This is a genomic window from Anaerobiospirillum sp. NML120511 (assembly GCF_023050955.1).
In the GTDB taxonomy this organism is placed as follows: Bacteria; Pseudomonadota; Gammaproteobacteria; order Enterobacterales; family Succinivibrionaceae; genus Anaerobiospirillum.
In genome coordinates this window covers 1-26653 of record NZ_JALKIK010000020.1, presented here as the reverse complement: position 1 = coordinate 26653, position 26653 = coordinate 1, and the positions used below count along the sequence as shown (strand labels likewise).

Sequence of the window (26653 nt, the reverse complement as noted above, 5' to 3'; positions counted from 1 at the left end):
AGGGCCCTTTGTGTGACTATACAGCTGTAAGATCAGCTGCCGTTAAGCCTTTAAAAGGGTCTTTATTTTCCTCATCACAGTTCTTGCAATGTATGGCAAGCCTGTCTGCCTGCACATCATGCCTGCATGACTGCCTGCCTGCATGCATGCACGCATGCCTGCACGCCTGCAAGGCCGTCACGGCCCCTGGGTCATATGCCCCGTAAGGACAGTCCGTGTGCTATGGTATGCGGGCTATGTGTCCCATGGCAGCTGTATGATGAGGCCATAACGATCAGCCACAAGCTAACACTCTCAGGAGGTGGTTTATGAGAAAAACACCTGCAGCGCTGGTGCTGTCCCTGATGCTCGGTTCCTGTGCCTTTATGACTTCGGCATGGGCGGCGGGCAATGAGGGCGCTCAGGATAATCAGCCTAAAATAAAGGTCTATGGCAACAAGACACCTACCATGATAGGCACTCCTGAAGAGGTGGCTGCCTATCGACAGGAGCTTGCCAAACAGGAGGCCCAGAGCCGTCCTGGCACCTACACCTATGTAGATGAAAACGGCAATACCGTAACTGTGCAGTCGGGCACCAGTAACAGTTTTGGAGTGGGCCTTGATGCCTATTACTATTACGGTGGCAATGGCAACTATCCAGGAGGCCAGTATCCGGGCGGCAATTATCCAGGTCACCGTCCGCCACCTCCACCACCAGGCACCCCGGTACCGCCTGACATGCCTATGCTGCCGGATCCGCCACCACCACCAGGCACAGTGATTACTCCGCCACCGCCTCCGGCATGGGCTCCAACATCTCCTAATGTGCCTCTGGAGCCGCCACCAGGTGGTTACCCAACCCCGTCACTGCCTTAGATACGGCAGACTGTCAGGGCACATCAGGCCTGTCAGTAAGCTCATCAGTATGATCCTCAGTAATATCCTGAGGGGGCTTTGAGGACCTTATTCAGCCACAGAAATGGACAAGCCAGGCATTTGCCTGGCTTTTCCATTTGCGCATTGGGCGATATCAGATCAGGACTGCCGCTCAGTGCTATTTGAATACTTTGGGCTGATAACCCTGGGTAGCCTTACGCACATTGGGCGAAGGATTGTCTGTGGTGTTAAAACGCTGATACCACGGCTCGTAATACACAGGATCAGTGTCGTATGAGTCTGCGCAGTTATGGCAGGGCTCACGACCTGTCTGATAGTAGTTGAGAGTATTACGTATTGATGAGCTGCGCACTGGTTCCCTTACAGGAACAGGGGCATTGTAAACAGCTCCATCCTGCTGCAGGGTATCGGACATTTTCTGAAACTGCAGAGGCTTTGCCGGACGCAGCCCTGATCCTCCCGGTGCCGGTTTTATCTGTGCTGAGGTGGCATTGCTGACCTGTGCACCACCAGTCGAAGCTGACGGCTGTGCATAGCCACTGTTAGCTGAGGGGCTGACGGTGCCACCAGTTCCGGCAGCAGCCTGGAACATGGCGCTCAGATCAGATTCAGATGAATTATATACTGGGAGCTTCAGTAGTATCTTTGCTGTCAGCAGCCCCATCAGCTGCCTCGGCGGTTGCATCAGCAGGAGCTGTTCCGGGGGCTGCAACTGTCTGAGATCCTGTATCAGCAGGTGCTGACTCATCAGGTTCTGACTCAGCGGATGCTGCCGCATCAGCTGCCTTCTGGTCGGCAGCTTCCTTTGCAAGGGCCTCAAGGCGGGCCTGCTCCATGGCCTCTTTTTGCTCACGGGCCAGACGGATAAAGGTGCGGCTGCTTTCGTCGTAAACGAGATCAGTGTTCTTTAAAGCAATACGGTAGGCGTTCTCATTATCAGGAGTCCATGAAGTCTCACCGTACAGGGAGTCGATTTCCTCACGGGTGTTTTTATGAATACGCTCAATGGCGCGGTTCTGCGAAGCTGTTCGCGCCTCTTTGTCATTGAGCTCTTTGAGCAGGGTGGACATGGACTCACGATTGTCCTGTGAACCTGAACTGCAGGCACTGAGGAAGGCTGCAGCTGCCAGGGCAGAAACAACAGAGAAACGGGAAGTAGACGCATTAACAAAGCCAGTGCGCAGCATGATCTGCTCCTTTAGACAGCTTGCTGATATGAGTAACAGTTCCATAACGCCACAATAACCGGCGGCGGACCTTTCAGTACGACCGCTTAAGCAATACCCTGGCAGGTACATAAACCGGAGGCGTCAGTCTCATGTAATTATGAGCCAGGAAAGACAGTTTAGCTATAGTACTCCTTAGCTGCAGATAAATCGACTTTTCTAAAACTGCGCAATTCACTGTAGCAGTCTGGTACCACACCACGACAGTATTTCCCATTTATGGACAGCAAAGTGCACTAACGTACTCATGGTCTGCACGCTCATCAGCAGACATAACGTAAGTCCGCAGGCCGCCATCTGGCCCCAATGACCATAACCATGCACATGCTATAAGTACGGCAGGAGCTGCGAGCCTGCCGCTTGCGGGGGAGGAGCGTTACTGCAATTGAGTGCTGCATGGTTGTTGGGATGTCAGTGATGTCAGTGATGTCAGTGATGTCAGGGGGCTAGGGGATTCGTGCGGGGCGATGTTCCTGCACAGCTGATAAACAGGCCTTTGGAGCTCCTCATATTAAAAAAGTGTGAAATTTTAAAAAAAACTGTTGACTGGGGTTTTATATTCGCTATAATGAGCGCCGTTGTCATAACGACACAGACTCTTAAAGACGGCAAGGTATTAGGGGTATAGCCAAGTGGTAAGGCAACGGGTTTTGATCCCGTCACGCCCTGGTTCGAGCCCAGGTACCCCTGCCATCAGTCTTTAAGAAACCGCCACAGGGGTATCGCCAAGTTGGTAAGGCAACGGATTCTGATTCCGTCATTTCCAAGGTTCGAGTCCTTGTACCCCTGCCATTTAGTGGCTATGTAGCTCAGTTGGTTAGAGCGCGGCACTCATAATGCTGAGGTCACTGGTTCAATTCCAGTCATAGCTACCAGTCTTTTGCGGTTAAGACACTCAATCTGCTCATTCATGAGCTTCTCATGTAGGGGTATCGCCAAGTTGGTAAGGCAACGGATTCTGATTCCGTCATTTCCAAGGTTCGAGTCCTTGTACCCCTGCCACTCAGTGGCTATGTAGCTCAGTTGGTTAGAGCGCGGCACTCATAATGCTGAGGTCACTGGTTCAATTCCAGTCATAGCTACCATCTCATCGACACCAGAAGACATACTTCTTGGTGTTTTTTTGTTTTTGGGCCTCCCAAAAATCCCGCCTTAAGTTCATATCAATATTAATCAATCCAACCTGCAAATCCGTACTGCCACCTGATCATCCTCTGGCAGCATGCAGCACACTTAATCTCGCCACAAGATCTGTCCAAATCCCGTCATCATGCCAGGCTAAGTGTCCTGAACTGCGCTGTGCAGCGCTGCGCTGCACTGAAAGCCTGCATTCACTGCTCCAGTCATAAGAATTTTCACCATGATTCAGACCTGAACCTGTCTGCAATAATCCAGCACTTCTTCACCACTTCTCCAGTCGGGCTCTCTGAGCTCATGAGCACTTCGTGAACATTAAAGGCCGGCCTGGACTGGTGATTCTGGGGAGCCGGGCTGACCGGTGGCCGGGACGGTCGGCATGCTTGCTGACCGGGGGGCCGTTCCCGGGGCAGATTTTCAGTGTGTGCGTTGCAAATGGGGGCAGAAAGCCTGTTGCTGTGCAGATATGCTGCAAACAAAAAAGCCTGACAAATGTCAGGCTTTTTTGGCAAGTGCTCAAAAATTCTTTAGCGGGTGCGCACTGAACGCTCGAGGCTCTGAATTACGTACTCGGAGTTGGCGGCGTGACGCTCAAGATTGGAAATGCGGTTGTCGAAATTGGTGAGCTCCTGCTGCAGGAACTGGTAGTCATTACCGGTCTTGCCAACTACGCTCTGCATGGCGCTAACTTCGGCATTGAGACGGGCAAATTCAGCACGGACAGTCTCAAGCTCACGGGAGAACTCTACAATATTGCTCTCCATATTAGCCATACGGTTCTGGATGCTGTGAACATCGGTTGCTGAGGAGAAAGACTGCATGGTGTCCTTCTGGCTCTTTACGGTGATGGAAAGGAAAACCAGCTGGATGGCAATAACGATAATTGCCAGAGTGAGGGCACCAGTAATGATAATTAAAGGCTTGTTACTTTTAAAATCCATATTCTTCGCCTCGGCTAGTTAGACTCGCACATCAGAAAGCTTATTGGTGAGGCATATTCCTGGGAATACTCTCTGCGGCTAAAACCGTCATAATTCCAATGTTTTAGAGTAGTGCTGCAGAAAGTATGAAAGTCAGATTTCCTGTACTTTTCTTATCTGCCAGTTATACGCAGTTATTAATATACCAATATTTGGGCTCATTATTTAGCAAACCGCAAAATCTTTATAGTTCAGTCACGGCGTGATGCTGCAAGAGAGCCCTCTCCCGGAGGTATACCTGCGGCCCGCCATTGTAACCGTTATCAGGCAACATTTTCTTAATGAGATTCAGAAAACAGAGCTCCTGTCACAAAAATTAATCTGAGCATGTGATTGATTCCATGTTGCGGTTGACTTTATTCATGCCTTCGGCGCATCAGGCTGCACAGACTGTAATAATTACAGGATTTTCGATCCTTTCAGTCAAACTGGACAGAGGAAAATATCCGGATATGGGGGCTCAGTGCTCCCACAAGGTAATTCGCTTAGCGCACCACACAAGTTAAGGGCCTGACGGTCCCAGCAAGGTAAGGGGGTTAGCGCTCCCCGCAAGGTGCGGGGAGGCCGTATGGGTGAGGTACTATTTTGGCTTTACTTTGTCCGTCATGAGTGAGCACAGGCTGTTGCCGGACATAAAATCAGGCACGCATTAAAAAGGTAACAGTTAAGAGGGAGCGGCCCATCAAATTGTATATTTGACAGGTACTGACAGTGCTAAGTTCCGTACCCTGGTACCAGTAATATGGTCAAATTCAGGTAAAACAGGCCTGTTTTGTGAGCCATGTCTGCTTTGCGCGTCATAAATTGACAGGAATTTCTGGCATCAAGATGAACTCAGTACACTACACAGGTGATTCTCAGATTTCTGTATAGCTGAGCTGCTGGCCGGTTCAATTTTGAATGTATAAATGTACATAAATGGCAGAGGTCAGTCTTGAGAGCGGTAGTCAGAACGCAGCTATGCCCTGGCCTGAATTCAGATGTAAGAAAGTATGAGCGTTCAAATGGAGCTAAGATTTGCAATTTCAATGGATGGTCAGATTCAGCTTAGACCGGACTGCTCAGTAGATGGTCAGATTCAGCCTGGATCGGGCTTTTGCGCAGGAGCAATTAACAGTTGTGAGGAGTTTTCGCAGGGACGCTGCCTGGGCAGGTTTTAGCATGTGGCATGGCAGTTTGTTGCGGGAGGAAAACAGCCTGGAAAGCAGCCTGGAAAATGCCCTGTTTTTGTGAGTATTCGAACCAGGTAAATAAAATGTAAAAAAAGCATGAAATTTTTCCGGGGGCATAAATGCGATAGATACGGGCTGTCTACGGCATGGGAGTATTTCTTGTTATTTTTCCTTAGGAAATTGGCAAAAAATGCTAAGTAAGAGCTAAGTACAAAAGCGTTTAATGTATTCAGCGCAGGCTTCCACGCAAATGCAACTGACCGGTTCTGATTCCGGTTGCTCCTGGTCCCTGGGCCTTATCTGACAGATCAGGACAGTATGGCGCGTGGCAGACCTTCAACAGTTAAATACCCATTTCTGGAGAAATATCATGAACAAGTTTTCTGCTCTCTTAGGTGCTGCCGCCATCGCAGCCGCTTCAACCGCCGCTTTTGCCGCCCCAGGTGGTCCTGCAGGTTTTGGTGCTCCAGCTGCTGCCCCAGGTGGTCCAGCCGGCTTCCAGCAGGCTGCTGCTCCTGACACTGTTCAGGCCGTAATTCAGAATGGCTGGGACGATCAGCGTGTTGTTCTGACCGGTAAGCTGACCAACTACCTTGGCAACGACAAGTACGAATTCACCGATAAGACCGGCCGTATCGTAGTTGATCTTGATGATGACCGTGACTGGTCACACATCTCCAAGGATCAGACCATCACCATTTACGGTGAGATCGATCGCAGTCGCAGAGGCATCGAGATCGACGTTAAGGATGCCCGTTAATCTCAAGATTAAGCTGATTAATCTGGCAGGTAAGGACAGCTGATGTCCCCTGAATATGAACGGCCTGTGCTGTATTAAGGCCGTCATTACCGCCTTATGTGCTCAAGTGACAGGATGTACTCCTGATAAAGGGCGGTGTTGTTGAGTTATGGTTCCGAAACCAGCGCCAGAAAGGCGCAGGGTCGGGAGGAAATATTATGAATCTTGTAAAGATTTTGCTGGTTTCTGCTGGTCTGTCAGCAGCCGCTCTGGCTTATGCCGGCGGACATTATAACTACGGCAGCCCTCAGGGCTTCAATACTCCAGATATGGGTTCGGTTGCCGCAGTGAAGAAAAATGCCTATGACGATCAGTGGGTTACCATTCGCGGACGTCTCGTAAACTACCTGGGACATGAGCGTTATGAGTTCACTGACGGCAGCGCCACAATTGAGGTTGAGCTTGACGATGATCAGAACTGGTCACATGTCAGAAAGAACGATCTTATCGAGCTGCACGGCAAGGTAGACAGGGACTTCCTTTCAACTACCATTGAAGTAAGCCATATTATTCCTCTTGAGGGACCTGGTGCTCAGCAGGGTGCTGCAGGCTTTGGCGGTCAGTGGCAGCCTGGATACGCTCAGCCGGTACCGGCTGCTGCACCTGCATCAGCAGCTCCTGCAGCTCCAGCTCAGGCACCTGTGCCTGCCGGTGCTCCGGCTCCGGCCAGATAGCCCAGCCAGACAAAGATTTTTTTTCCTTGTACAGTTGTATTGCAAAGTCCTTATATCCCCCGGTATAAGGGCTTTTTTGCATTTATTCCGGACAGGAATAATGACATAAATGCTTTTTAATCCTGCACCATAATTTTCGGGGAATAAAAAATATTTTTCCGCAAAAATACCTTATTTAAGGCAAATGACTTTAACTTTTTCTCAGGCACATTTAAGGTGGTAAAAACACTAAGTAACAGCTAAGTTGCCTGCGCTTTAATGTTCCCGTGCAAACAATTACCAGCTGCGATTATTGACTGAATAGTGCTTCTGGTGATCTGAAAATAAGCATGCATTTTGATTTAAAGCCGGGTCTCCTTCCTGAGAAGGAACTGGCTGTGATTTGAATGCATGCACATAATCGGGTATAGACCGAAAATTGCCTTTGTGTGCTGCAGGACCGATAGTTTAAGTCCTGACAAAGGCGTGGTTGTTGAAAAGATATATCCCAGGCCCCCTGATGAGCCAGCCAGACTGAGGGATACTCAGAGGTGCTGTCATACGGACAGACCACAGCACATTCAGACTTGCTGTATAAACGGACTGTCATACGGGCAGATAAACGTACAGGCAGGCTGGAGCGAAAGCTGCCAGGGGCTGGGAGGAGAAAAATATGAAGCTTGTTAACTCTATAATTCTGGGTGCTGCCCTGACTGTTGGTTCCGCTGCTTATGCTGACGGCTATTATGGCGTTGGCCCGCAGGGCTTTAACACCCCTGATGTTGGGTCAGTAGCCGGGGTTAAGAGCCATGCCTATGATGACCAGTGGGTTACTCTGCGTGGCCGTCTGGTGAATTATCTGGGCGAAGACAGGTATGAGTTTTCCGATGGCACCAGCTCTATCGAAGTTGAGCTTGATGATGATCAGAACTGGTCTTTCATTTCCAAAGGTGAACTCATTGAGCTTACAGGTGAGGTAGACAAAGACTTCTTCTTCACCACCATTGATGTCAAGCGCATCGTTTCTCTGGAGAAACCGGCTGCTCATCAAAATGCCGGTTTCGGTGGCTACGGACAGCCTGGACAGGCCCAGCAGGGTTATGCCCAGCCTGCAGCACAGCCTGTTAATTCACAGACCTACCCTGCAGGTCAGTTGCAGGCTCCTGTGCAGCAGGTCCAGACTCAGACTGCATCCCCTGCCGTAAGACAGAATTAACAATTTTTTCTTGTACAGTTGTATTTGCAAGCTCTTTCGTGCCCGGCATGAAAGGGCTTTTTCTTTTCTGGCAGGAAAAAGATTAAGGCGAACGTGCTGTAACTTTGAATCATTAGACTTTACAGCTGTCAACGCAGGGCAGGCAGAGGTGCATGCCTGTTCAGCAGGCCTGAGGTGCAGGGGGCGCATGTCTGCTCAGCTGGCCAGACAGGCGGCTGCATCCTGGTTACAGGAAGATTGGGATTAGATGTACGGGCAGTATGCAATGCATACATTGAATCTATGATTGAGTGAAACGCATTCCTCAGTAGTGACGAAGATCATATTTTTTTAATTATTATTATCTGACACTTGTATTTCACTGTGCCCATGGACCCCATATTTTCGGGCTTTTTGGGGTGATACTGGACTGTATTAGGAAAGAGACAAAATCAGCTAAGTATCAGCTAAGTGCAATGGGTTTAAATGAGCTTACACACACAAACGAACCAAAACTGCCGGGAGCCCTCAGTTCCAAAAAGAACAGCGTATTGTGCGCTGATTTCTCTGAGAAAAGCCTGGTTGAAGTGAACCAAGTCCCGAATCTGGAGAGTCACATGCGTAAGATTTCTGCTCTTGTAAGTGCTGCTGCCCTGGCAGCTGTTTCCTCTGTTGCCTTTGCTGCCGGTCCTGCAGGTTTTGGCGGCGGTCAGGCCGCTTCAGGCCAGGCCGGCGGTCCAGCAGGCTTTGGTCCAGCAACTGCTCTGAACACTGTTCAGGCTGTTACCCAGAGCGGTCTTGACGAGCAGCGCGTAGTGCTCACCGGCAAGCTCACCAACTACCTTGGCAATGACAAGTACGAATTTGCTGACAGCACTGGCCGCATCGTAGTTGAGCTTGATGATGACCGTAACTGGTCTCACATTGGTAAGGATCAGACCATTACCATCTACGGCGAGACTGATGTAACCCCACGCGCCATCGAGATTGATGTAACCGACGCTCAGGTTGTCAAATAATCAGGCCGGCCAATTATATTTTCAGCTGTCTGAGTTACAGATTAATCAAGGGTGGTATACAGGCCACCTGGTAAATAACAGTTTTTAATGTCATGCAGGTAATGCACTTCGAGCCTGCAGACATGCCGCAGGGCATTTACATGGCCCTAAGGGCTAGCAAAGGCCACCAGGCTTCATCAGATAAGCTGTCGGCCAGGAGAGATCATATGAAGTTTTTAAATGCATTACTGGTTACAACCGCTTTATCTGTAAGTGCAGCTGCTTATGCTGACGGTGGCTACGGCGCCGGTCCACAGGGCTTCAATACCCCGGATACAGGCTCAGTTCAGGCCGTAAAGCAAAATGCTTATGATGATCAGTGGGTTACCCTGCGCGGCCGCCTTGTAGACTACCTGGGCCATGAGCGTTACGAGTTCACTGACGGCACCAACTCCATTGAGGTTGAGCTTGATGACGAGCAGAACTGGTCTCATATTTCCAAGGGCGAGCTTATTGAGCTGTCCGGTACTGTAGATAAGGATTTCTTCAGCACCACCATCGATGTTAAGCGCATTGTTTCCCTAGAGAAGGGAGCTCCAGCAGCACAGGGCGGCGCAGCCGGTTTTGGTGCCCCAGGTCAGCCAGGTGCTGCTCCTGCACCAGCAGCCAGGTAATTAGCAGAATTTTTCCTTGTACAGTTGTATTGCAAAGCTCTTTCACCATGTGAAAGGGCTTTTTTGCTTTTCAGGCTCTTATCTGCGGTATGCATCAGACTGTCGATCTCCGCCGGCAGAGCGTGACCTGGCCCAGAGCAGCCCCTGTCACTGGCCGGCAGCTGCTCTGGAGCTTTGATGCCCAGGCCTGGTATTATCAGATAGTGGGTGCACCACAGAGCAGGCTTTCAGGTAGTCCGATACTGAGGGCGTCCATACTGTTGCTGTGTGGAAAATTCCATATTCAATGCATGATCATTGACTGCGCCTTATTCATGTTTTACAGAGCGTCTGGCAGCTGCAGGTGGTCTTTCCTGAATCGGGAGGCATGGCTGTAAGATGGGACTTTTTTGGTGCACAGGCAGGCCCACTATGGTGAAAGAAGGCGCACTGTAAGGGCAGGGCTGCAAAAATATAGCATTGCCAGGTGCTTTTGCAGGCGTGTTCTCCTGGGAGCTTTGCCATGGCTGTGGCCGCTTAAACCGGCCGTGAATGAGCGCTGCTGCGCTTCTTTCAGAGGGCTTTGCATGCAATTGTTGTCAGCCGTAGTGAGCTTTGCCCGCCTGAAGCTGACCAGGGATAATATGCGGCGTATATTGCTGATCTGCTGTGTAATTATTGGCTCATATGATGAGGTTTTGAGCGGGATAAAAGGCTCTTGCTGCATGGCCGTGGCATTCTTGATCTTGCACAGATATGGGCGTATCTTATCGGCTTTCCCATGCCGTTTCATCGCTGTTATTCAGGTCCTTTATGGCAAGTCATGAGTATGGCCGGCAATGACTGTAGACTGACGGATAGCCAGCCATAAGGATGGCCTGATGTAAGGATGGCCTGCCATGGCCTGCCATAAAGGGTGGCCTTCCAGGAGTGTGGCCTGACGTAAGAATGGCCTGTCATCATAAAGCCGGGCTTCATGAGATGAGGTGAAAGGGTGGGAAGTGGCTGTTGAGAAGTGCACGTGGGGGAGTACCGCCTTTTTGGGCGGGCTGCTCAGGGATTTTTGCATATTGCGGGTGTCGTATGACTTTGATTATTCCTCAGATTGTTAATGTATCCAAAGTGGATAATGATCATGCCAGGTTTCTTGAGGCGCTGGCAAGAAACGGTTTTGCCGGTGAAATTGAAGATCGTTATGCGGCCCGTCTGCTGGTGGCTACAGATAATTCTGTCTATCAGAAAATGCCTCAGGCTGTGGTTTTCCCAAAGAGCAAGCAAGATGTGGTTACCCTCTTTAAAACAGCCTCAGCTCCTGAGTTTAAAAAAATCCGTATTACCCCACGTGGCGGCGGTACCGGTACCAATGGTCAGTCACTCAATCATGGTGTGATTGTCGACATGTCCCGTCACATGAAGAGTTTCAGTGACTTCAGACCGGACGAGCGCAGCATCGTGGTCGAGCCAGGTGTAATCAAAGATGAGCTCAACGAGCATGTTGCCAGCGAGCAGCTGTTTTTCTCTCCTGAGCTGTCAACCTCATCGCGTGCCACTATTGGCGGCATGATTGCCAATGATGCAGCCGGCCAGGGATCGCTTGTTTACGGCCGCACCTCTGAGCATGTACTCGAGGCTGAGGTGGTGCTGCGTGACGGTACCTTATGTACTTTCAGACCGGTAAAGGGTGAGGAGCTCAAAAATTGTCTTGACCGCCCAGGCCTTGAGGGTGAGATTTACCGCAGATGTTATGAGCTGCTCAAATGGCACAGCGCAGAGGTCAAAGAACACTTTCCAAAACTTAACCGTTTCCTTACCGGTTATGACCTGATGCATGCCTATGATGCAGATACTGATACTCTCAATCTGGCCCGCCTGATCTGCGGTGCTGAGGGTACGCTTGCTACTCTGGTCGGTGCCCGTATTGATCTGACCTTAAAGCCATCTTTCCGTGCTCTGTGCGTCATCAAGTATGAGAACTTTGACTCAGCCCTGCGTCATGCCAATGTCCTGATCAAGGCTGGCGCCTTCTCTGTTGAAACCGTTGATTCCAGAGTGCTTGATCTGGCCAGAAAGGATCCTGTCTGGCTGAGCGTAAAGAATTACATTACTGATGTTCCCGGTGCTGAAATCAGCGGCGTAAACATTGTTGAGTTCAACGGTCATGACGAAGAAAAAGACCGCGCCTTCATGATGTCTCTTTATGAGAAGACTCAAAAGGATGCCTCTGAGCGCCGCAGCGGTATTCTGGGCGCTCAGGTTGTTGATACCAAAGAGGGTATAGCTGCTGTCTATGGCATGCGCAAGAAGGCCGTAGGTCTGCTCGGATCTGCTGCCGGTGCCAAGAAGCTGGTGGCTTTTACTGAAGATACAGTAGTGCCTCCTGAGAATCTTGCTGACTATATTCTGGAGTTCCGTGCTCTGCTTGACAGCATGAATGTAACCTATGGCATGTTCGGTCACGTCGACTGCGGTCTGATGCACGTACGCCCGGCTCTTGATCTGACTACCGATGAGGATCGTCAGAAGCTGGTAGATATCTCCAATGGCGTGGTCGAGCTGGTTAAGAAGTATGGCGGTCAGATGTGGGGTGAGCATGGTCGTGGCTACCGCTCCTGCTATGGCGAGGTCTTCTTTGGCAAGCTCTATCCTCTGGCCCGTAAGATCAAGGCCATTTTCGACCCTGACAACAGACTCAATCCGGGCAAAATCTGTGTGCCATGGGGCAATGAGACTGACAGTCTGGTAGCTCTTGATGACCCTATGCGCGGCGATCTGGATCGCACCATCGATATCAGGGTTCGTGAGAACTTTGAGCCTGCCCTTAACTGTAATGGTAACGGTCAGTGCTTCAGCTACTCACGTGCCTCACTTATGTGCCCAAGCTACCGTTTCTCCAAAGACCATGTGAAGTCACCAAAGGGCTACTCAGGTCTGATGCGTGAGTGGCTGCGCCTTATGAGTGAGCGTCAGGTTGATGTTAATGCCGTAGAGCAGCAGCTGCTGGCCGAGGCAAACAATCCTCCTGGTGACTTTGTGGCTCAGGCCAAATCATGGCTTTCCTGGCTTGGCAATCTGTGCACCCGTACCCGTAATACCATTTTTGACCGTGAGGATTTCAATCACGAGTATCTGGGCCATGTGGCTACATGTCTGTCCTGCAAGTCCTGCAAGACCCAGTGTCCGGCTCACGTAAACTCAGCTGAGATGAACTCCCGCTTCCTCAACTTCTACTACAGCCGTTATCTGCGTCCATCCATGGACTTGCTGTGCATGAATGCCGAACGTTCCAATCCGGTGCTGGCAAAGATGCCTAAGCTGGCCAATGCCCTGATTCAGTCGGATTTAAACAGGGCAATCATGGAGCACTTCTTCAACTTTGTTGATCTGCCAGTGTTCAATGAGCGCACCATGTGGCAGCAGAGCGCTGAGTTCTCAATTCCGGTACTCAGTGCTGAGGAAGCTGAAAACCGTGCTTCTGAGTTTGATGTCATTGTTATTTCCAATGCCTTTACTGCCAGCCATGAGGCTGACTCACTGGTAGAGCTGGCCCGTCTTGTCAGGGTAATGGGCTTCAGGGTTGCCATATTAAAGCCATATATCAATGGCAAGCTCTTCATTATTCGTGGTGCCCGCGCCAAATTTATCAAGTATGGCCGCATGCAGGCCCAGCGCCTTGCCCGTCTGCACAGCCGTGGACTTACCATGGTAGGCTTTGATCCGGCACTTACTATCTGCTATCGCGATGAATATCCGGCTCTTATTCCTGACTGTCCTGAGTTTAAGGTGCTGATGCCTGAAGAGTGGCTTAAGGATGCTCTGGTATCTTCTCAGTTCCGAGCTGTTGAGCAGCGTCTGGGCGCTGAGATCAAAAATGTCATCGCAGCTTCCCGTGGCGCTGCCGGATCTGCAGCCGCTGCCGCTCAGGGCGCTGCAGGCGCAGGCAGTACCGACGCAGATTCTTTACATGACAGCGCCATTGGCCCATGCTCATTTGCTGATGACTTCTATCTCTTCTGTCACTGCACCGAGCAGGCTCTGGTACCTCTGTCAGTAAGAATGTGGCAGGATGTTCTGGCCCACTTTGGTCTGCGTGCTCTGCCATTGCCGGTTGCATGCTGCGGTATGGCCGGTCTGTTTGGTCATATGAAGAGCAATCAGGAAGAGACCCGTACTGTCTATGAGCAGAACTGGAAGGAGCATCTGACCAGCCGTCCATTCACTCAGTGCCTGATCACCGGCTTCTCCTGCCGCTCTCAGGTTGAGCGTATGGAGCATAAGCGCGCCAACCATCCGGTACACGTTCTGACCATGCTCCTTGAGCAGGCCTCTGCTGCAGCCGCAGCCGCAGCCAACAGGTCTGCCGCCGGCTAATCTGACAAGTCTGCCGCTACCGCCGCAGCCAACAGGTCTGCCGCCGGCTAAGCTGACAGGCCTGCCGCTATCGCCGCAGCCGACAGGTCTGCCGCCGGCTAAGCTGGCCCTGACAGGTATTTCATATACTGCAGTGCTGATGACCTGGTCTGCGCGGCGTATGATCGTGTGAATCGTATTGCAGGCCAGGCTGCATGTGCCTGGATGAGCTGATTTGCCCCGCATCAGTGCCCTTACGGGTCAGTGATGCGGGGCTTTATCATTTTTGCCAGGTATTGTCTTATTGCTGATAGACTGTACTGAGGATGCTCCCGAACTGGACCTTTGCTCCTGTCTCGAGCCAGATACTGAATAAAGAGCTGTCGCACTGTGCCGTGTTTCACTGTCTGCAGGCTGCTCTTCAGTTATATTTACTGAAAGTTACATAACTCAGAAAACCTTGAACGGTGCCGTACAGTCGCTGGCCTGCGCCCTGTGGCAGTATGATGCAGTCAGTGACTGAGACCATGGCCATGGTTTCAGTCCATGCAGGTTGTGATGCTGTCAGAGCATTCTGAGAAAAGGAGTTACAAATGTTCAGTTTTAGAGAGAAAGCTATTTATGCTGTTGGCTTTTTCGCCTTTATCTTTGTCGGTCCGACAGTGATGTATCTCATCAGCATTGCAGTTCCGGCCACCTTCCTTGCTCAAAGCTCCACCAATGTCTATCTTGGCAGTCTCAGCTCTGCCGTAGGTCTGTTCTTTGCCATCTGGTCCAATGTGGCCCTGGTAAAGAAAGGCGAGGGCGGTGCAGGTAACCTGGGCAAGGTCAAAATGATGAAGGAGACCACCCATCTGGTAACAACAGGTCCTTATGCCGTGTGTCGCAATCCTATGCACGTAGGCGTTTTCCTGTACTATATGGGCTTTGCCTGTTCGCTCAACTCCCTTGCCAGCCTCGTGGTACCGGTTGCCATTCTGTGCTTTGCCTGGTTTGCTGCCGTATTCCTCGATGAGCCACGTCTTGAAAAGGAATTTCCTGAGGAGTGGGCCGACTATAAGAGCCGTGTGCCTCGCTTCTTCCCGCGTGTCTGGCCACGCAAGGCTTGATTGAGGTCAGCCTTTTCTTAAGGGCAGCCGCCGGTCCTGATATTATCTGAACTGCCATAAGCAGGCGCTTATGGCAGCAGATAAGAGCACAAAGTTGCTCTCAGGGCTGAGGCTGCCTTAATTATGCATGCACGCTACGCCCAGCCGGTGCCCGCATCGTGAGCACAGCCATGATGAAAGGTGGCCTGGTCATGCATGGCCGGGCACCCGGCCACACCAGGTCGGCGCCAGGGCATTGCTGGCGCCGCAGCTGCCCTGTTGCCTTACCATTGTGGTGCCTGGTTATGGGGCTTGTGAGCTGCAGATAATATGGATACTTATCATATGCCGGTGAGATGGCATTGCTTCATGCACTTTTAGATGGAGATTTTTGTGATGGAAAATGTTGATAAGGCAAATCTTGTAAAGCAGGTTGCCGAGCTTTATGAGGCTGATTCATTTGGTGGCATTATCGAGCTGCTTGAGCCTCATCTGGCTGACCTCGACTATGACCTTGCCCTGGAGCTGGCCCGTGCCTATATCAATGCTGCCAATGTTCAGGATTCCAATCCTCAGGTGCTGGCCACCAGTGAGCAGCTCTATCTCAACGCCAATGCTCTGCTCGACAAGTACGGCATGCAGGGTAAGGATCATGCCACCTATCTGTTCTACAAGGGCTATGCTCTGTTCAAGCTCGGTCTTACCAACGACGCTCAGATCCGTCTGCAGCGCGCTCTGAAGTTCATCAAATTCGGCTCCGAAGACAAGCTGCTGCCAACTATCAACCGTATGCTGGCTCTTTGTCAGTCCTACGATCCTGATAACACCTCACTGAGCCTGTCAAAGGAAGATGAGCAGCGTCTTGATGAACACATCCGTCATCATTTTGGAAAGTATCAGATTATCTTTAAGACCGACCGTTATGAGCTGGTCAATGTGCCTCCATCAGAGGATCGTCCTTTCAATCTCATCATGACCCGTGGTGTTTCAGGCCGCAGGCTCAACGTACCAGGCGGTGTTGATCCTCTGACCAACAGCCGTATTGAGCTGGCTGTGTGCCTGCCAAAGGAGTGGGAATTTTCCAACAGTGAGTCTTACAATCTCTGGCCGGTAAATACCCTGTGTGACCTTATCAACTATGTGCTGACCACAGATGAGTTCATTGGCTTTGGCTATGCCTTCTCCAAGGGCAAGCCTGTCCACTCCACCACCGACTTTACCGGTGGCATGCTCACTGCCCTTGGTGCCTACGACAAGGAATGTCAGGAGCTGACCCTGACCGACGGCTCTGTGGTACGCTTCTTTGAGCTGGTCTTCCTTTTCCCGGCTGAGCTTGAGTACCGCAGCAAGCACTCAGCTCCGGCTCTGCTTGAGCTCTTCGATCTCAAGAAGGTGATTCCAAGCCCTGTCCGCAAGCGTATGGATGTCTGCATTCAGTCCGTCCCGGTAAACAAGATCTAAAGCCGTCACTGGCTCCAGGCATGCGTCACTGGCCCCTGGCCTGCGCTGCAGGCGCATTGGCCAGGTCTCATGCACTGCAGGCGCAGTGGCCAGGTCTCATGCGCTGCAGGCGCAGAGACCAGATGCGCTTTGCTCAGAATATGGCTATATGCCGTCGCTGAGGATATGGCTATGCCTGAGAGGCCGGGTCCCAAATAAAAATGCCCTGAGAAATAAATCTCAGGGCATTTTTATTGCCAGCTGCTCAGGTCATCTTTGACAGCTGTGTGCGCTGCAGATTGTCCAGCTATTCAAGAATGTCGGACTCGGCCTCACTGTCAAGCAGCTCACTTTGAGTAAAGGTGCTCTTGCGTGCAGTTCTTGGTTTTGTGGTTCGGGTACGGCCAGTTCTGGCGGTGCTGCGGCTGCGGGAGCGTGCAGGAGCAGGCTCGTCGCTGTCCTGGGCAGCCTCACTGACAATTTCAGAGGCTATGGCGGCAGCCTCATTAACATCGTCAGCAGACTCTGAGCTGTCACTATCAGACTCGGCAGCAGGGACAGCTGGTGTTGCTGCGGCAGCAGAGCTGCTGGTGGCGTCGCTGCTGTCTGATTGACTGTCTGCCTCTGCCGGGCTGAGCTGTGCCTGGTCGTCGGCGCTGCTCCTGCTGTCCTGGGCCGCTGGCAGGGCGGCTGAGACTGGCTGTGCTGCAGTGGCGGTTGCAGTGGCTGCTGCAGCTGCTGGAGTACGCTCTATGAGCAGAGCGCCAGTGGCTGATCCTGAGGCGGCTGCAGTGGCGGCTGCAGCGGCTGATGCGGCTGTGGCAGGGGCGCTGTCGGCGTTCAGGGCGCGCTCAAAGCTTTCGACGGCTTCCATGGTAAGAGCAGGGGCGTCAGCTGCAAACTTCTGCAGAATGTTTTTGAGATTGCCCTGACCTGTGCATAAGGACACAGCCATGGCATCGATATTTTTGTTGAGGCTGTCACGAATCTTGAGAATGGCCTCAAAGTCGTTACAGACCTTGGAGCACTTCTGGTAAATACGCTCAGCGCTGCGGGCAAGCATGCGGAACTTGTCACCCTGATTGGCCAGCACCCACAGATTGCCCACAATGCGCAGGGCAGGGAGCAGGGATGATGGAGATACCAGGTAGACATTCTTGCTCTGGGCATAACCATAAAGGCGATCGTCATGGCGCAGGGCAGTACCAAGGGCATGATCTACAGGAACAAACATGAAGACAAAGCCAGGGCTGCCGTAACTGTCGTAGCCCGGATAATCCTTCTTGCTCAGCTCATCAATGTGCTTGCGAATAGAGTCAATGTGACGTGACAGGGCTGCTTCACAGGCCTTCCTGTCGTTTTCTTTTTCAGCATTGCACAGCTCGGTGTAGGCTGTTAATGAGCACTTGGAGTCGATAATCAGGCCACGGCCCTGAGGCAGGCGAATCAGTACATCGGCTCTGCCCTTGTCACCATGGTCATTAACAGCATAGGCCTCACGAACATAGCTTTCCTCACCATTAAGACCTGAGGCATCAAGCACCAGAGCCAGCTGCTGCTCGCCCCAGATGCCCTGGCTCTTGCTGCCCTGCAGCAGCGCGCGGGATAGGTTTTCGGCTTTCTCACCAAGGCTGATCTGAGCCTCATGCAGATGCTTGAGCTCATTTTGCAGCTGGCCGGCCTGTTCAGAATTGGTTTTCTGAGTGGCTGCAATGAGAGTGCGGAAAGTATTAAGCTCATTTTGCAGAGGGTTGATAATCTGCACCATGTGCTCACTGTTGAGTTTCTGCAGGGATTCGGAGCGATCCTTGAGAAGCTTTTCACCCATGGTGTTCAGGCGGTGCTCAAGCTCGCTTTGTGACTGGGCAAAACGCTTGCTGTCCTCAACACGCAGCTGCTCCACGGCCTCCTTTTCACTGCGGGTCTGAGCAAGAGCCTCACTGCGCTCCATGATTTCCTCCTGGGCCTTTTTGAGGGCCTCCTTAAGGGAGGTGTTTTCCTGCTCAAGCTTGTTCAGAGCTTCCTGGTTGGCAGTCTTGAGGTTGATGAGCAGGCGTTCATTGGCTGATTTGATTTCACTGATGGAAGCTTCATAGCGGTTGCTGCTTTCCTCAATAAGTCGTGCAGCCTGCTCCTGCTCTTTCTTGATGGCCATCTGATGGTCAAGCTGTACTTTCTTAAGCTCATTTTCATGATTGGCAATCTGCTGCTTGAGATTACCTGTCTCAGTCTGGCAGTTGGACAGATCCTTAACCAGAGTGATCTTTTCGTTGTGGGCAGCCTCACGGACAGTGTCGAGCTGAGCGTTGAGCTCGTCGTACTCGCGTCTTAAATTATCCAGCTGCTCCTGGAGGCTGGCTGCAATGGCAGCCTGCTCAATAAGAGCTGTATCAGCTGTACTGCCTGCAGCACCTGCAACTGAACCGCTGCCATTACCGGCAGATCCCTGCTGAGCGCTGTCACCTTTGTCAGCCTGGTTGCGGCGCAAGAAAGCGGCAACAGCCAGGGCAGAAACAACGGCTGTTAAAACAGTTATGAGTATGTTGCTGATCTCGTGAGGCATCATGGGTTAACCCTGAACAAATAAGAAAAGGAAGAAAGAATCAGGCTGCTGCCAGGTCAGGCCGTCCTGCAGCACAGGCGCCATGGCTGGCGCATGCCGTCGTCTGGGGACGCTGGTTTTTGCCGCAGCCCCGCAAGCTGGCCTGGAGGTGGTTACAGCTGACGTCAGTAAACTGGCCTGGAGGCGGTTGCAGCTGACGTCAGTAAGCTGGCCTGGAGGCGGTTGCAGCTGACGTCAGTACTGGTCAGCGGCAGCAGCAGTCTGCATAAGGCGCCATGCGACCGTGTTGGCTATCCTGGGCTGATTGGCAGCTGTGAGTATACGCTTTTGGAGCCGGGGCTGTTATTGCGGCACTGTTATTTGTAATGCTGATGGGATGTGGGCTTATCTCTTTGCTGGCGGCCGGTAAAAAGCATCTGAAAGGGCTTTGTGGCTTTTGATAAATATTATCATCAGGGAATGGGCCTGATCGGGGGATTAAATCAGTTATGCATATGTTTCGGTGCATTGTGCACCAAATTGGCGTACTTTTATTGCAAAAATCTGCAGAAATTTTAGCTTAAGTGAGTCCATGGTTTAAGGACGAGATTTCCTCTGCGGATGAAAACAGTCGTCCCCTGGTGCAGCGGCCGGTGCAGGTCCGGAGCAGAGCTGGTGCAGCGCCGTTGCTGCAGATGCTGTATTGCCTTTTAACAGAGCTGTGGCTGGTATGCTTTATACGGCCTCTGACGTGCTCTCAGACGGCGATATTATGCTTGGGTATGGTCATGTACCCTGATGCGGTTGAAGTGGCTGTATGAGGCGCTCACGGCTGTCTATGAGCTTTTATCAGATCCTGTGCAGCCTGTTTGGAGTAATGGTGGTGTACTGGTGCTGCGCTGGGGATTGAGGGGCTTAGTTGGAAGGTCATTGCACGGACTTTTATGCGGAGCGGGCGCTGTTAACTGTGGTGATTAGAGACAGGTTTTTGTGCGGAGCGGGCGCTGTTAACTGTGGTGATTAGAGACAGGTTTTTGTGCCAGGTACAGCTGTGATGGTATGGCTCGTATGAGTATGTTGTTTTGTGTGAAAATGGCTTAAATATGAGTAAAATCCGCAATTTGCTAGATACAACAAACAGGTAGAAAATATCCCCGCATACCATGCAGGGATTTACTAAGATAACAGTATTGGTTATCAGCACCAGCGGCACCGGTTGGCAGATGGCCTTGCGCATGTCGCATGGGGCTGTGAAATCTTGCCCCTTATGGGTCAGAACCTGCAGCGGTTGCGACTAGCTGTCGCTTTTCGTGGTTCTGGTACGGGCTGTCGCAGGCTTTCTGCTCTTAGCTGCAGAGCTGCGAGATGCGGTTGATCTGGCGCTTTTGGCGCCTTTTGCAGACTTTTGAGTGCTGCGGGTCTCTGGACCGCTTACCGGATCAAGTTCCTCTTCGTGAGGACCGTTTAAGTCCGGATTATCTGATTTTTTTGGCAGGGAGTGACTGAGCTGTTTAGCTGCTGCGCCTGTACGCGTTTCAGGCTTCTTCCCGGCTACAGGTTCATTATCTACCAACTCGGATGATTTGTCACGCATCTCACTTGATAGCTTTTGCTCAATTCCCTCAAGATATTTCTGAATTTCGATCTGAGATCTGATTTTTGGAGAGTCCGGACGGTAAGGAACGTACTCGTTGCTCTGGTTGGCATCGATGATACGGGCCTTCTGATTGTCGCTCTCCTGAATCTTGAAGATAGTACGGATACGCTCACGCAGAGAAGGATCAAGAATAGGGCAGCCCACCTCAATACGGTAATCGAGGTTACGGGTCATCCAGTCAGCAGATGAGATGTAGAGCTCCTCATTGTTGTTATTGCAGAAAATCATCACACGTGGGTGCTCAAGATAGCGATCCACGATTGAAGTGATGTAGATATTCTCTGACAGACCCTCAATACCAGGACGCAGAGAACACATGCCACGGATAATGGCGCGGATCTTTACGCCGGCCTGAGAGGCTTTGTACAGATGCTCAATGAGGCCCTCATCTACCAGGTTGTTCACCTTGAGGTTGATGTAGGATGGCAGGCCCATGGAGGCATTCTCAATCTCGCGGTCAATCATGGCATAAATGCGCTGACGGGCATTGATTGGAGATACCAGCAGCTTGTCAAAGCGTGGGCGGGTGTACGGGTACTCAATGAACTCAAAGACATTGTGTACTTCGCTGGTCAGCGCATCATCACGGGTAAACAGAGCAAAGTCGGTGTAGATCTTGGCCGTCTTTTCGTTGAAGTTGCCGGTACCAATGTGGGCATAGCGTACTGTCTGACCGTCTTCCTTACGGGAAACAATACACAGCTTGGAGTGAATCTTCAGAGTTGGCAGACCGAAGAGAACCTTTACGCCAGCATCGGTAAGGTGAGAGGCCCAGCGTATGTTGTTGGCCTCATCAAAGCGGGCCTTGAGCTCCACTACTACGGTGACGCGCTTGCCATTGTTGGCTGCATCGATAAGAGAGTCGATTACACGGCTGTTGCGGGCCACACGGTAGATATTGATCTTGATGGCTGTAACCTTTGGATCATAGGAGGCCTGACGCAGGAATTCGGTGAAGTAGTCGAAGTTGTGATATGGGTAGTACAGCAGAACATCGCCCTTGGAGATGGCATCAAAGACGTTGATATTGCTGTCAAAGGCAGTGGAGCGGACCGGAGGCAGAGAAGGGTTTTCAAGACCGTCACCACCAATGCTTGGGAATGACAGGAAGTCCTTGAAGTTGTGGTAGCGGCTGCCAGGCATGCATGAATCGATGTCTGAAAGATGCAGCTCATCGGTCATGAAGGCAACCATGTCCTTAGGCATGGCGCGGTCATAGGCAAAACGTACCGGCATGGCATTCAGACGCTGCTTGAGGGAGTTTGACATGTTCTCAAGTACGGACATGTCTACATTACCCAGCAGATCGTACTCGGCATCGCGGTTCATCTTAATGGAGTAGGCTTCGATGGTGTCGTAGTCAAAGAAGCTCTTGAAAATGTCATCAAGGCAGATGCGGATGACATTATCGAGGAACATCAGAGTGGTCTGACCCTCCTCGGTAGGCATGGAGATGAAGCGTGGTACTACATCTGAAGGGATTTCCAGCAGGGCATAGTTGACCTCCTTGCCTGTCATTCTTATGAGCAGGTAGGTGTACTGGTCACGCAGGAACTGCACCAGATCCATGTTCTTGTTAAAGATAATAGGATTGATGTGCTTGAGTACATGGCGCTTGAAGTAGGTGCGTACCCATGCCTTCTGATTGTCGGTTACCTCGGTTTCATCGCGCAGGTAGATGCGGTGTTCAGCCAGCTCCTGGACAAGGGAGCGGTAGATGCGGTTAAGTTCACCCTGATAGCGGCTTACCAGCAGCTGTACTTCCTTGAGCAGACGTACGCTTACTGACTCATCACCGCCTTCTTCCTTGTTGATGATGATCTGACGCTTGAGGTTGGCCACACGTACCTTGAAGAATTCGTCCTGGTTGTTGGAGTAAATACCAAGGAAACGAATCTTCTCAATCAGGGGTACGGACTGGTCAGCTGCCTCCTGAAGAACACGGCCATTGAAGGATAACCACGAAATTTCTTTTGGTACCAGATCAACTTTCTTACTGTCAGACATAGAGCAACCTATATAAAAAGTCCGTATATCCGCCCTGCACAGGCAAGGCAGCTTCTGCCATGGATCCCGGGGACAAGCCCTGGGCAATAAGGCTTTACAAAACACACGCACATAATGCTGCAGGCCACCAGCTCACAACCTGAAACTGGAGCCCAGTGCTGACGGGCCGGCAGCGCTGCAGGCATACTGCATCTGCGCCGCATCCATGCCGCATCGGAGCCGCAGCCGTGCTGCATATGCGTTGCAGCAGGCTGTGCGGGTTTGGCCGCAGCATGCACTGCATAGTGCAGGGGCTTGCTTGCCTGCGTCAGCAGGCCTGCAACTTTTCAATCAGATTTGGTCTGTACCACCTCTTTCCCGTAACAGCCTGCATGTTCTGCTGTTTACTCCTGCACCATCTGCCACGCATCATCTGCTCTGCATGAGCTGACAGGCATGTACCACTGGAAGCATGGCTGTATGGCAAATTTTTCGGGATGGACCTGAGGGGCTGACATACTGTTAACTGTGATGGCAGCGCCAGGCCGTCCCGGGCTTTGGGCAGCGCAGTTATGGTTATGGCGAGGAAAGGAATCCTGATGCAATCGATGCACAGGGGGTGACGGGCGCAGCATTGCTTGTCAGGTGGTAAGCATTATGGTCAGTTACCGGCTCGCAGGGGGCTGGTAACACGATCGCAAAAGTATAAATCAGGGAAATTAAGTTCTTGTTAAGCATCTTACCCTGATTGAACAAAACCGGGAAAAACCAGGTGGCGTTGCAGCATCAGGATCACTTGTCCATGCGGCCTGTGTTGCCAGACGCATGCTGCAGACTGCGCATTAAAAAACTTAAAAGCCTGAAAATCAGGTAAATAACCGAAAAAACAAAAGCGCTGGTCATGACCTGGCAATAATCTGGCCGGGTATTGCAGGGGCACACCAGGAAAGGCCCGGTACCTGTATTTGCATGATCAGCCGGGCCTGGTCATTAATATGCAGACGGCAGCTCCTTTATGGAGAGTATTCCCTGGCGATGACATCCTGGCATGCTATGACCAGCATTGCCATGAGGAACCTGCCGTGATCTGAGGTCGTAAAAATCACTGAGCTCTGTTGGCCATGGTGCTTAATTCAAAGCTTTTTCAGCACCTGATGGGGCTCAGTCCGAAAAGCATATGTTCAGAGTAATACTCGATATGATATATCGATAAGGGCAGTGCAAATTGACTCTGGATCAAAAAAATAAGCTTTTTAAAGGGCAGCAAACACTCTGTTTTCAAGCCAGGGCCTATGGGGCACGGGCACGTGACTTTATCGTTCGGTCACAACTTCTTTTACAGTGCTGAGCACCTGAGGACTGCCAGGCACGATTTGTAACTGTATCAGACTGGTGCCTGAGTCTGGCAGCAGGCTGACCGGTGACTGCAGCTTGCTCCTGGTATCAGGCTGACCGGTGACTGCAGCTTGCTCCTGGTATCAGGCTGACCGGTGACTGCAGCTTGCTCCTGGTATCAGGCTGACCGGTGACTGCAGCTTGCTCCTGGCAGCAGGCTGGCCGGTGACTGCAGCTTGCTCCTGGTTGAAGGCTGGTTCTTGCCTTGAGGTCTGTCCACCTGGCGAACGCGGGAACTTTTGCAGTAGCTTTGTGCTGTTGTGGATGCGATCTCAGACGGCGGTAGTGTCAGTGAGTCCGGGCCGCATTATCTTTCGTCAGTGTGATCAGCCCAGGAGGCAGCCGCTTCAGGTTCAGGATGACGGTCTTTGATGTCAAAGCCTGAAGGTGGAGCAGGAGGCTGATCCCCGGTTGCGTTGCCCTCTGAAAGAGACTGTGACTGCTGCTGACGCTCCTTGACTTTCTTCATATGCTTTTCCAGACGCTCACGGGCAGCACGGGCAGCTTCATCGGCCTTTTTCTCTACAGCGCGCATCTGCTCTTCACGGGCTTTTACCCGCTCCTGCTGGCGCTTGAGAATTTCAGAAACTGCGGCTGATGGATCAGGTGAGCCCGGCTCGTCCGGCATGCCGTCACTGTCTAAGTGATGTTCAGCTTCGCCATTTGCTTTGCTGTAGTCCTCATAAAGTTCCAGTGGGGTATCAAGTTCAGGATCATTTGAATCAAGGGCATGCAGGGTGTCAGCGCCGGATCCCGGTATGGTAAGCTCCTCCTGCTTTGCAGCACGGGCAGCATCTTCAGCTGCGGCCTGATGACGGGCAGCCTCGTAATAGCTGACAGGACGCTCGAGTACAGGAATGCCCTGAGGTATGCCCGAGTCACGCTTTTTATCCTTTGCTGACTTTTCAGACTCTTCCTCAACAGATGATCCGTCCTGGCGTACGGCACCAAAGCTCAGCATAGAGCTTTCCTCTTTGCTCTCTTCTCCTTCCATAGCTGCTTTTGCATCAGCAGTGGACTTATCGGCAGTGGACTTATCATCAGAGGACTTTTCCTGGCTGTCAGGAGTCAGGGCTGCATATGCTGCAGGAGCCGGCTGAGCATCTGTGTCTGATGGAGCCGCCTCAGGAGCAGCATAAGATGATGCAGTGGCAGTGTCAGCTGCTGCAGCTGTGGCTGCAGTTGCTTCAGTGGCAGAACCTGCTCCGGTGGCATCCCGGGCAGTAGCGCTGTCAGCACTTGCTCTGGCTTTGCCGGATCTGGTGGCAGCGCTGTCTGATGCGTTTGAGGTACCGTTATCGGAGATGACCTGGGTGCGGCTCAGAGCCTGGTTTTTAGGGGTAAGTTTGGTCTTGCGCAGGTAAAGATGGGCACCGCTGTCGCCATCGTCTATCATGGCAAGATGCTCAGCGCGGGCTTTCTGACGGGCCTCTTCGGCTGTCTTTGGAGTGTCAAGCTCCTCATCACTGGCATCAAAATCATCCAGATCCTTCTCGCTGTTCTCATAGTCTTCATCGCGGGTGGAGTTGCGGGTCAGCTGCTGGTAATAAACTGAGCCAGGATTCATAAGACCCATGAGCATCTGTCTGGCATTTCTGTTGCCCAGACGGGCTGACTGCTCAAGCAGGCGCACGCCCACGCCAATGGTTCTGATGTCCTGGATGAAGATACGTCCGGCTACTTCAAGGCCGTCCATTTCGCCTCTGACATTGATAATGCGCTGAATCCAGAAAGCGCCGTCAGAGTATCTGTTGGTAGCATAGAAATAGCGGGCGGTACGGGCAATCTGACCCTGACGGATCAGCATGCGTTTAAAGGCGCGGTCATCACCAAGTAGCAGGGCTTTCTGAGCGCAGCGTTCAAAGGCAAGGGTAGGGGCAATGCGCTGATAAAGGAAGGAGCCCTTAGGGTAATTGGTAAGAGCGGTATAGGTACTCAGATAGGTATCGATAATGTCTTCGATTTCGGAAATGTCGCCCAGGATACAGTCAGAGCACTTGTTAATAAAGCGCTGGGTCTTGGTCTTGCCCTCAGGGCGTTTGGCCAGCACTGATTCTGAGACACGCTCTTCCTGAGTTGTCTCATCCTTGATGGAACAGGCGCTGAGCACAAAGGAAGAGGCCAGTGCCAGAACCAGCAGTACTCTGAACTTGGTGACCATTTAACACTCCGGGAAATTCTGCATACATAACGCCCCTGAATAAGGAGACCCGCAAGCATAAGTTATCACATGTTGCCCCTGGCTGCGCATCTGTAACGGGACGGCAGTCAAAAACAGCGTAGCTACAATGATATGGCCCCGTGCTGCAGTCAAAAACATGCTGTCCGGTATGGGCGGGGACAGGCTGGGCAGAGCATGGTCAGGGACTGCCTGGGCATTAGGAACTGTAGGTAATTAAAATGATTTGTATTTCTTAAGTATAATGACCTGAACGGAGGAACCTTATGGCAAACCAGATTCAGGTCACTTTAAACAAAGATTCTATTAATCAGCTGCTTGAGGCTGG

At 51.6% G+C, this 26653-nt stretch carries 15 protein-coding genes and 5 tRNA genes; 14 read left to right on the top strand and 6 right to left on the bottom strand.

All coding sequences use genetic code 11. From position 1 onward, the window contains the following. The first annotated feature begins 308 nt into the window (after positions 1-308). On the top strand, positions 309-857 hold the full coding sequence (locus MXE39_RS07115; protein WP_246977980.1) for a hypothetical protein: 549 nt from the start codon (positions 309-311) through the stop codon (positions 855-857). Between the two features lie 178 nt (positions 858-1035). Here the strand turns inward: MXE39_RS07115 and MXE39_RS07110 are convergent, their stop codons facing one another. Together MXE39_RS07110 and MXE39_RS07105 are read right to left on the bottom strand one after the other, a co-directional pair. After that, positions 1036-1470, bottom strand: coding sequence for a hypothetical protein (locus MXE39_RS07110; protein ID WP_246977941.1), 435 nt, complete (start codon positions 1468-1470; stop codon positions 1036-1038). Between the two features lie 25 nt (positions 1471-1495). Continuing rightward, the gene (locus MXE39_RS07105) at positions 1496-2110 is read right to left on the bottom strand and encodes a hypothetical protein (RefSeq protein WP_246977940.1); all 615 of its coding nucleotides are present in this window, start codon (positions 2108-2110) and stop codon (positions 1496-1498) included. Between the two features lie 612 nt (positions 2111-2722). On the opposite strand from MXE39_RS07105, the gene MXE39_RS07100 reads away from it, so the two are divergent. The 5 genes from MXE39_RS07100 (at position 2723) to MXE39_RS07080 (ending at position 3189) form a co-directional block, all read left to right on the top strand. Then, positions 2723-2797 (top strand) — tRNA-Gln (locus tag MXE39_RS07100). Between the two features lie 22 nt (positions 2798-2819). Then, positions 2820-2896: transfer RNA gene (locus MXE39_RS07095), tRNA-Gln, on the top strand. A gap of 6 nt (positions 2897-2902) precedes the next feature. Continuing rightward, a tRNA-Met gene (locus MXE39_RS07090) sits at positions 2903-2979 on the top strand. Between the two features lie 50 nt (positions 2980-3029). After that, positions 3030-3106, top strand: a tRNA-Gln gene (locus MXE39_RS07085). Positions 3107-3112: 6 nt separating this feature from the next. Continuing rightward, positions 3113-3189: transfer RNA gene (locus tag MXE39_RS07080), tRNA-Met, on the top strand. A 579-nt stretch (positions 3190-3768) separates the two neighbouring features. Here MXE39_RS07080 and MXE39_RS07075 read toward each other — a convergent pair. Further along, positions 3769-4182, bottom strand: a complete 414-nt coding sequence (locus tag MXE39_RS07075) for a hypothetical protein (protein WP_246977939.1) — start codon at positions 4180-4182, stop codon at positions 3769-3771. Between the two features lie 1581 nt (positions 4183-5763). Between MXE39_RS07075 and MXE39_RS07070 the strand changes: the two genes are divergently transcribed. The 8 genes from MXE39_RS07070 (at position 5764) to MXE39_RS07035 (ending at position 16587) form a co-directional block, all read left to right on the top strand. Beyond that, entirely contained in the window at positions 5764-6153 is a 390-nt protein-coding gene (locus MXE39_RS07070) for a NirD/YgiW/YdeI family stress tolerance protein (RefSeq protein WP_246977938.1), read from the top strand. A gap of 197 nt (positions 6154-6350) precedes the next feature. Continuing rightward, the gene (locus MXE39_RS07065) at positions 6351-6866 is read left to right on the top strand and encodes a NirD/YgiW/YdeI family stress tolerance protein (RefSeq protein ID WP_246977937.1); all 516 of its coding nucleotides are present in this window, start codon (positions 6351-6353) and stop codon (positions 6864-6866) included. Positions 6867-7518: 652 nt separating this feature from the next. Then, positions 7519-8061 carry a NirD/YgiW/YdeI family stress tolerance protein gene (locus MXE39_RS07060; RefSeq protein ID WP_246977936.1) on the top strand — a complete coding sequence of 181 codons (543 nt, stop codon included), beginning with the start codon at positions 7519-7521 and terminating at the stop codon, positions 8059-8061. Between the two features lie 596 nt (positions 8062-8657). Continuing rightward, positions 8658-9059: a NirD/YgiW/YdeI family stress tolerance protein gene (locus MXE39_RS07055; protein ID WP_246977935.1), complete on the top strand. Its 402-nt coding sequence runs from the start codon at positions 8658-8660 to the stop codon at positions 9057-9059. A 206-nt stretch (positions 9060-9265) separates the two neighbouring features. Then, positions 9266-9712, top strand: coding sequence for a NirD/YgiW/YdeI family stress tolerance protein (locus MXE39_RS07050; protein ID WP_246977934.1), 447 nt, complete (start codon positions 9266-9268; stop codon positions 9710-9712). A gap of 1062 nt (positions 9713-10774) precedes the next feature. Continuing rightward, positions 10775-14059 (top strand): FAD-binding and (Fe-S)-binding domain-containing protein, encoded by a 3285-nt coding sequence (locus tag MXE39_RS07045; RefSeq protein ID WP_246977933.1) that lies wholly within the window; start codon positions 10775-10777, stop codon positions 14057-14059. 572 nt (positions 14060-14631) lie between these two features. Then, the gene (locus MXE39_RS07040) at positions 14632-15147 is read left to right on the top strand and encodes an isoprenylcysteine carboxylmethyltransferase family protein (protein WP_246977932.1); all 516 of its coding nucleotides are present in this window, start codon (positions 14632-14634) and stop codon (positions 15145-15147) included. A 360-nt stretch (positions 15148-15507) separates the two neighbouring features. Then, positions 15508-16587 (top strand): suppressor of fused domain protein, encoded by a 1080-nt coding sequence (locus tag MXE39_RS07035; RefSeq protein ID WP_247073897.1) that lies wholly within the window; start codon positions 15508-15510, stop codon positions 16585-16587. 286 nt (positions 16588-16873) lie between these two features. Here MXE39_RS07035 and rmuC read toward each other — a convergent pair whose 3' ends face one another. From rmuC to MXE39_RS07020, 3 genes are all read right to left on the bottom strand, one after another. After that, on the bottom strand, positions 16874-19132 hold the full coding sequence (gene rmuC / locus MXE39_RS07030) for a DNA recombination protein RmuC (RefSeq protein WP_246977931.1): 2259 nt from the start codon (positions 19130-19132) through the stop codon (positions 16874-16876). 1270 nt (positions 19133-20402) lie between these two features. Continuing rightward, positions 20403-22772, bottom strand: a complete 2370-nt coding sequence (gene ppk1 / locus MXE39_RS07025) for a polyphosphate kinase 1 (RefSeq protein WP_246979039.1) — start codon at positions 22770-22772, stop codon at positions 20403-20405. A 1681-nt stretch (positions 22773-24453) separates the two neighbouring features. Further along, the gene (locus MXE39_RS07020) at positions 24454-26307 is read right to left on the bottom strand and encodes a hypothetical protein (protein WP_246979040.1); all 1854 of its coding nucleotides are present in this window, start codon (positions 26305-26307) and stop codon (positions 24454-24456) included. Between the last annotated feature and the right edge of the window lie 346 nt (positions 26308-26653).

What these genes read in the sequence shown, in the direction of transcription:
- MXE39_RS07075 (WP_246977939.1), bottom strand. Translation starts at nt 4,182, where the DNA reads ATGGATTTTAAAAGTAACAAGCCTTTAATTATCATTACTGGTGCCCTC.
- MXE39_RS07070 (WP_246977938.1), top strand. Translation starts at nt 5,764, where the DNA reads ATGAACAAGTTTTCTGCTCTCTTAGGTGCTGCCGCCATCGCAGCCGCT.
- MXE39_RS07060 (WP_246977936.1), top strand. Translation starts at nt 7,519, where the DNA reads ATGAAGCTTGTTAACTCTATAATTCTGGGTGCTGCCCTGACTGTTGGT.
- MXE39_RS07110 (WP_246977941.1), bottom strand. Translation starts at nt 1,470, where the DNA reads ATGTTCCAGGCTGCTGCCGGAACTGGTGGCACCGTCAGCCCCTCAGCT.
- MXE39_RS07045 (WP_246977933.1), top strand. Translation starts at nt 10,775, where the DNA reads ATGACTTTGATTATTCCTCAGATTGTTAATGTATCCAAAGTGGATAAT.
- MXE39_RS07115 (WP_246977980.1), top strand. Translation starts at nt 309, where the DNA reads ATGAGAAAAACACCTGCAGCGCTGGTGCTGTCCCTGATGCTCGGTTCC.
- MXE39_RS07020 (WP_246979040.1), bottom strand. Translation starts at nt 26,307, where the DNA reads ATGGTCACCAAGTTCAGAGTACTGCTGGTTCTGGCACTGGCCTCTTCC.
- MXE39_RS07105 (WP_246977940.1), bottom strand. Translation starts at nt 2,110, where the DNA reads ATGGAACTGTTACTCATATCAGCAAGCTGTCTAAAGGAGCAGATCATG.
- rmuC (WP_246977931.1), bottom strand. Translation starts at nt 19,132, where the DNA reads ATGATGCCTCACGAGATCAGCAACATACTCATAACTGTTTTAACAGCC.
- MXE39_RS07035 (WP_247073897.1), top strand. Translation starts at nt 15,508, where the DNA reads ATGGAGATTTTTGTGATGGAAAATGTTGATAAGGCAAATCTTGTAAAG.
- MXE39_RS07050 (WP_246977934.1), top strand. Translation starts at nt 9,266, where the DNA reads ATGAAGTTTTTAAATGCATTACTGGTTACAACCGCTTTATCTGTAAGT.
- MXE39_RS07055 (WP_246977935.1), top strand. Translation starts at nt 8,658, where the DNA reads ATGCGTAAGATTTCTGCTCTTGTAAGTGCTGCTGCCCTGGCAGCTGTT.
- MXE39_RS07065 (WP_246977937.1), top strand. Translation starts at nt 6,351, where the DNA reads ATGAATCTTGTAAAGATTTTGCTGGTTTCTGCTGGTCTGTCAGCAGCC.
- ppk1 (WP_246979039.1), bottom strand. Translation starts at nt 22,772, where the DNA reads ATGTCTGACAGTAAGAAAGTTGATCTGGTACCAAAAGAAATTTCGTGG.
- MXE39_RS07040 (WP_246977932.1), top strand. Translation starts at nt 14,632, where the DNA reads ATGTTCAGTTTTAGAGAGAAAGCTATTTATGCTGTTGGCTTTTTCGCC.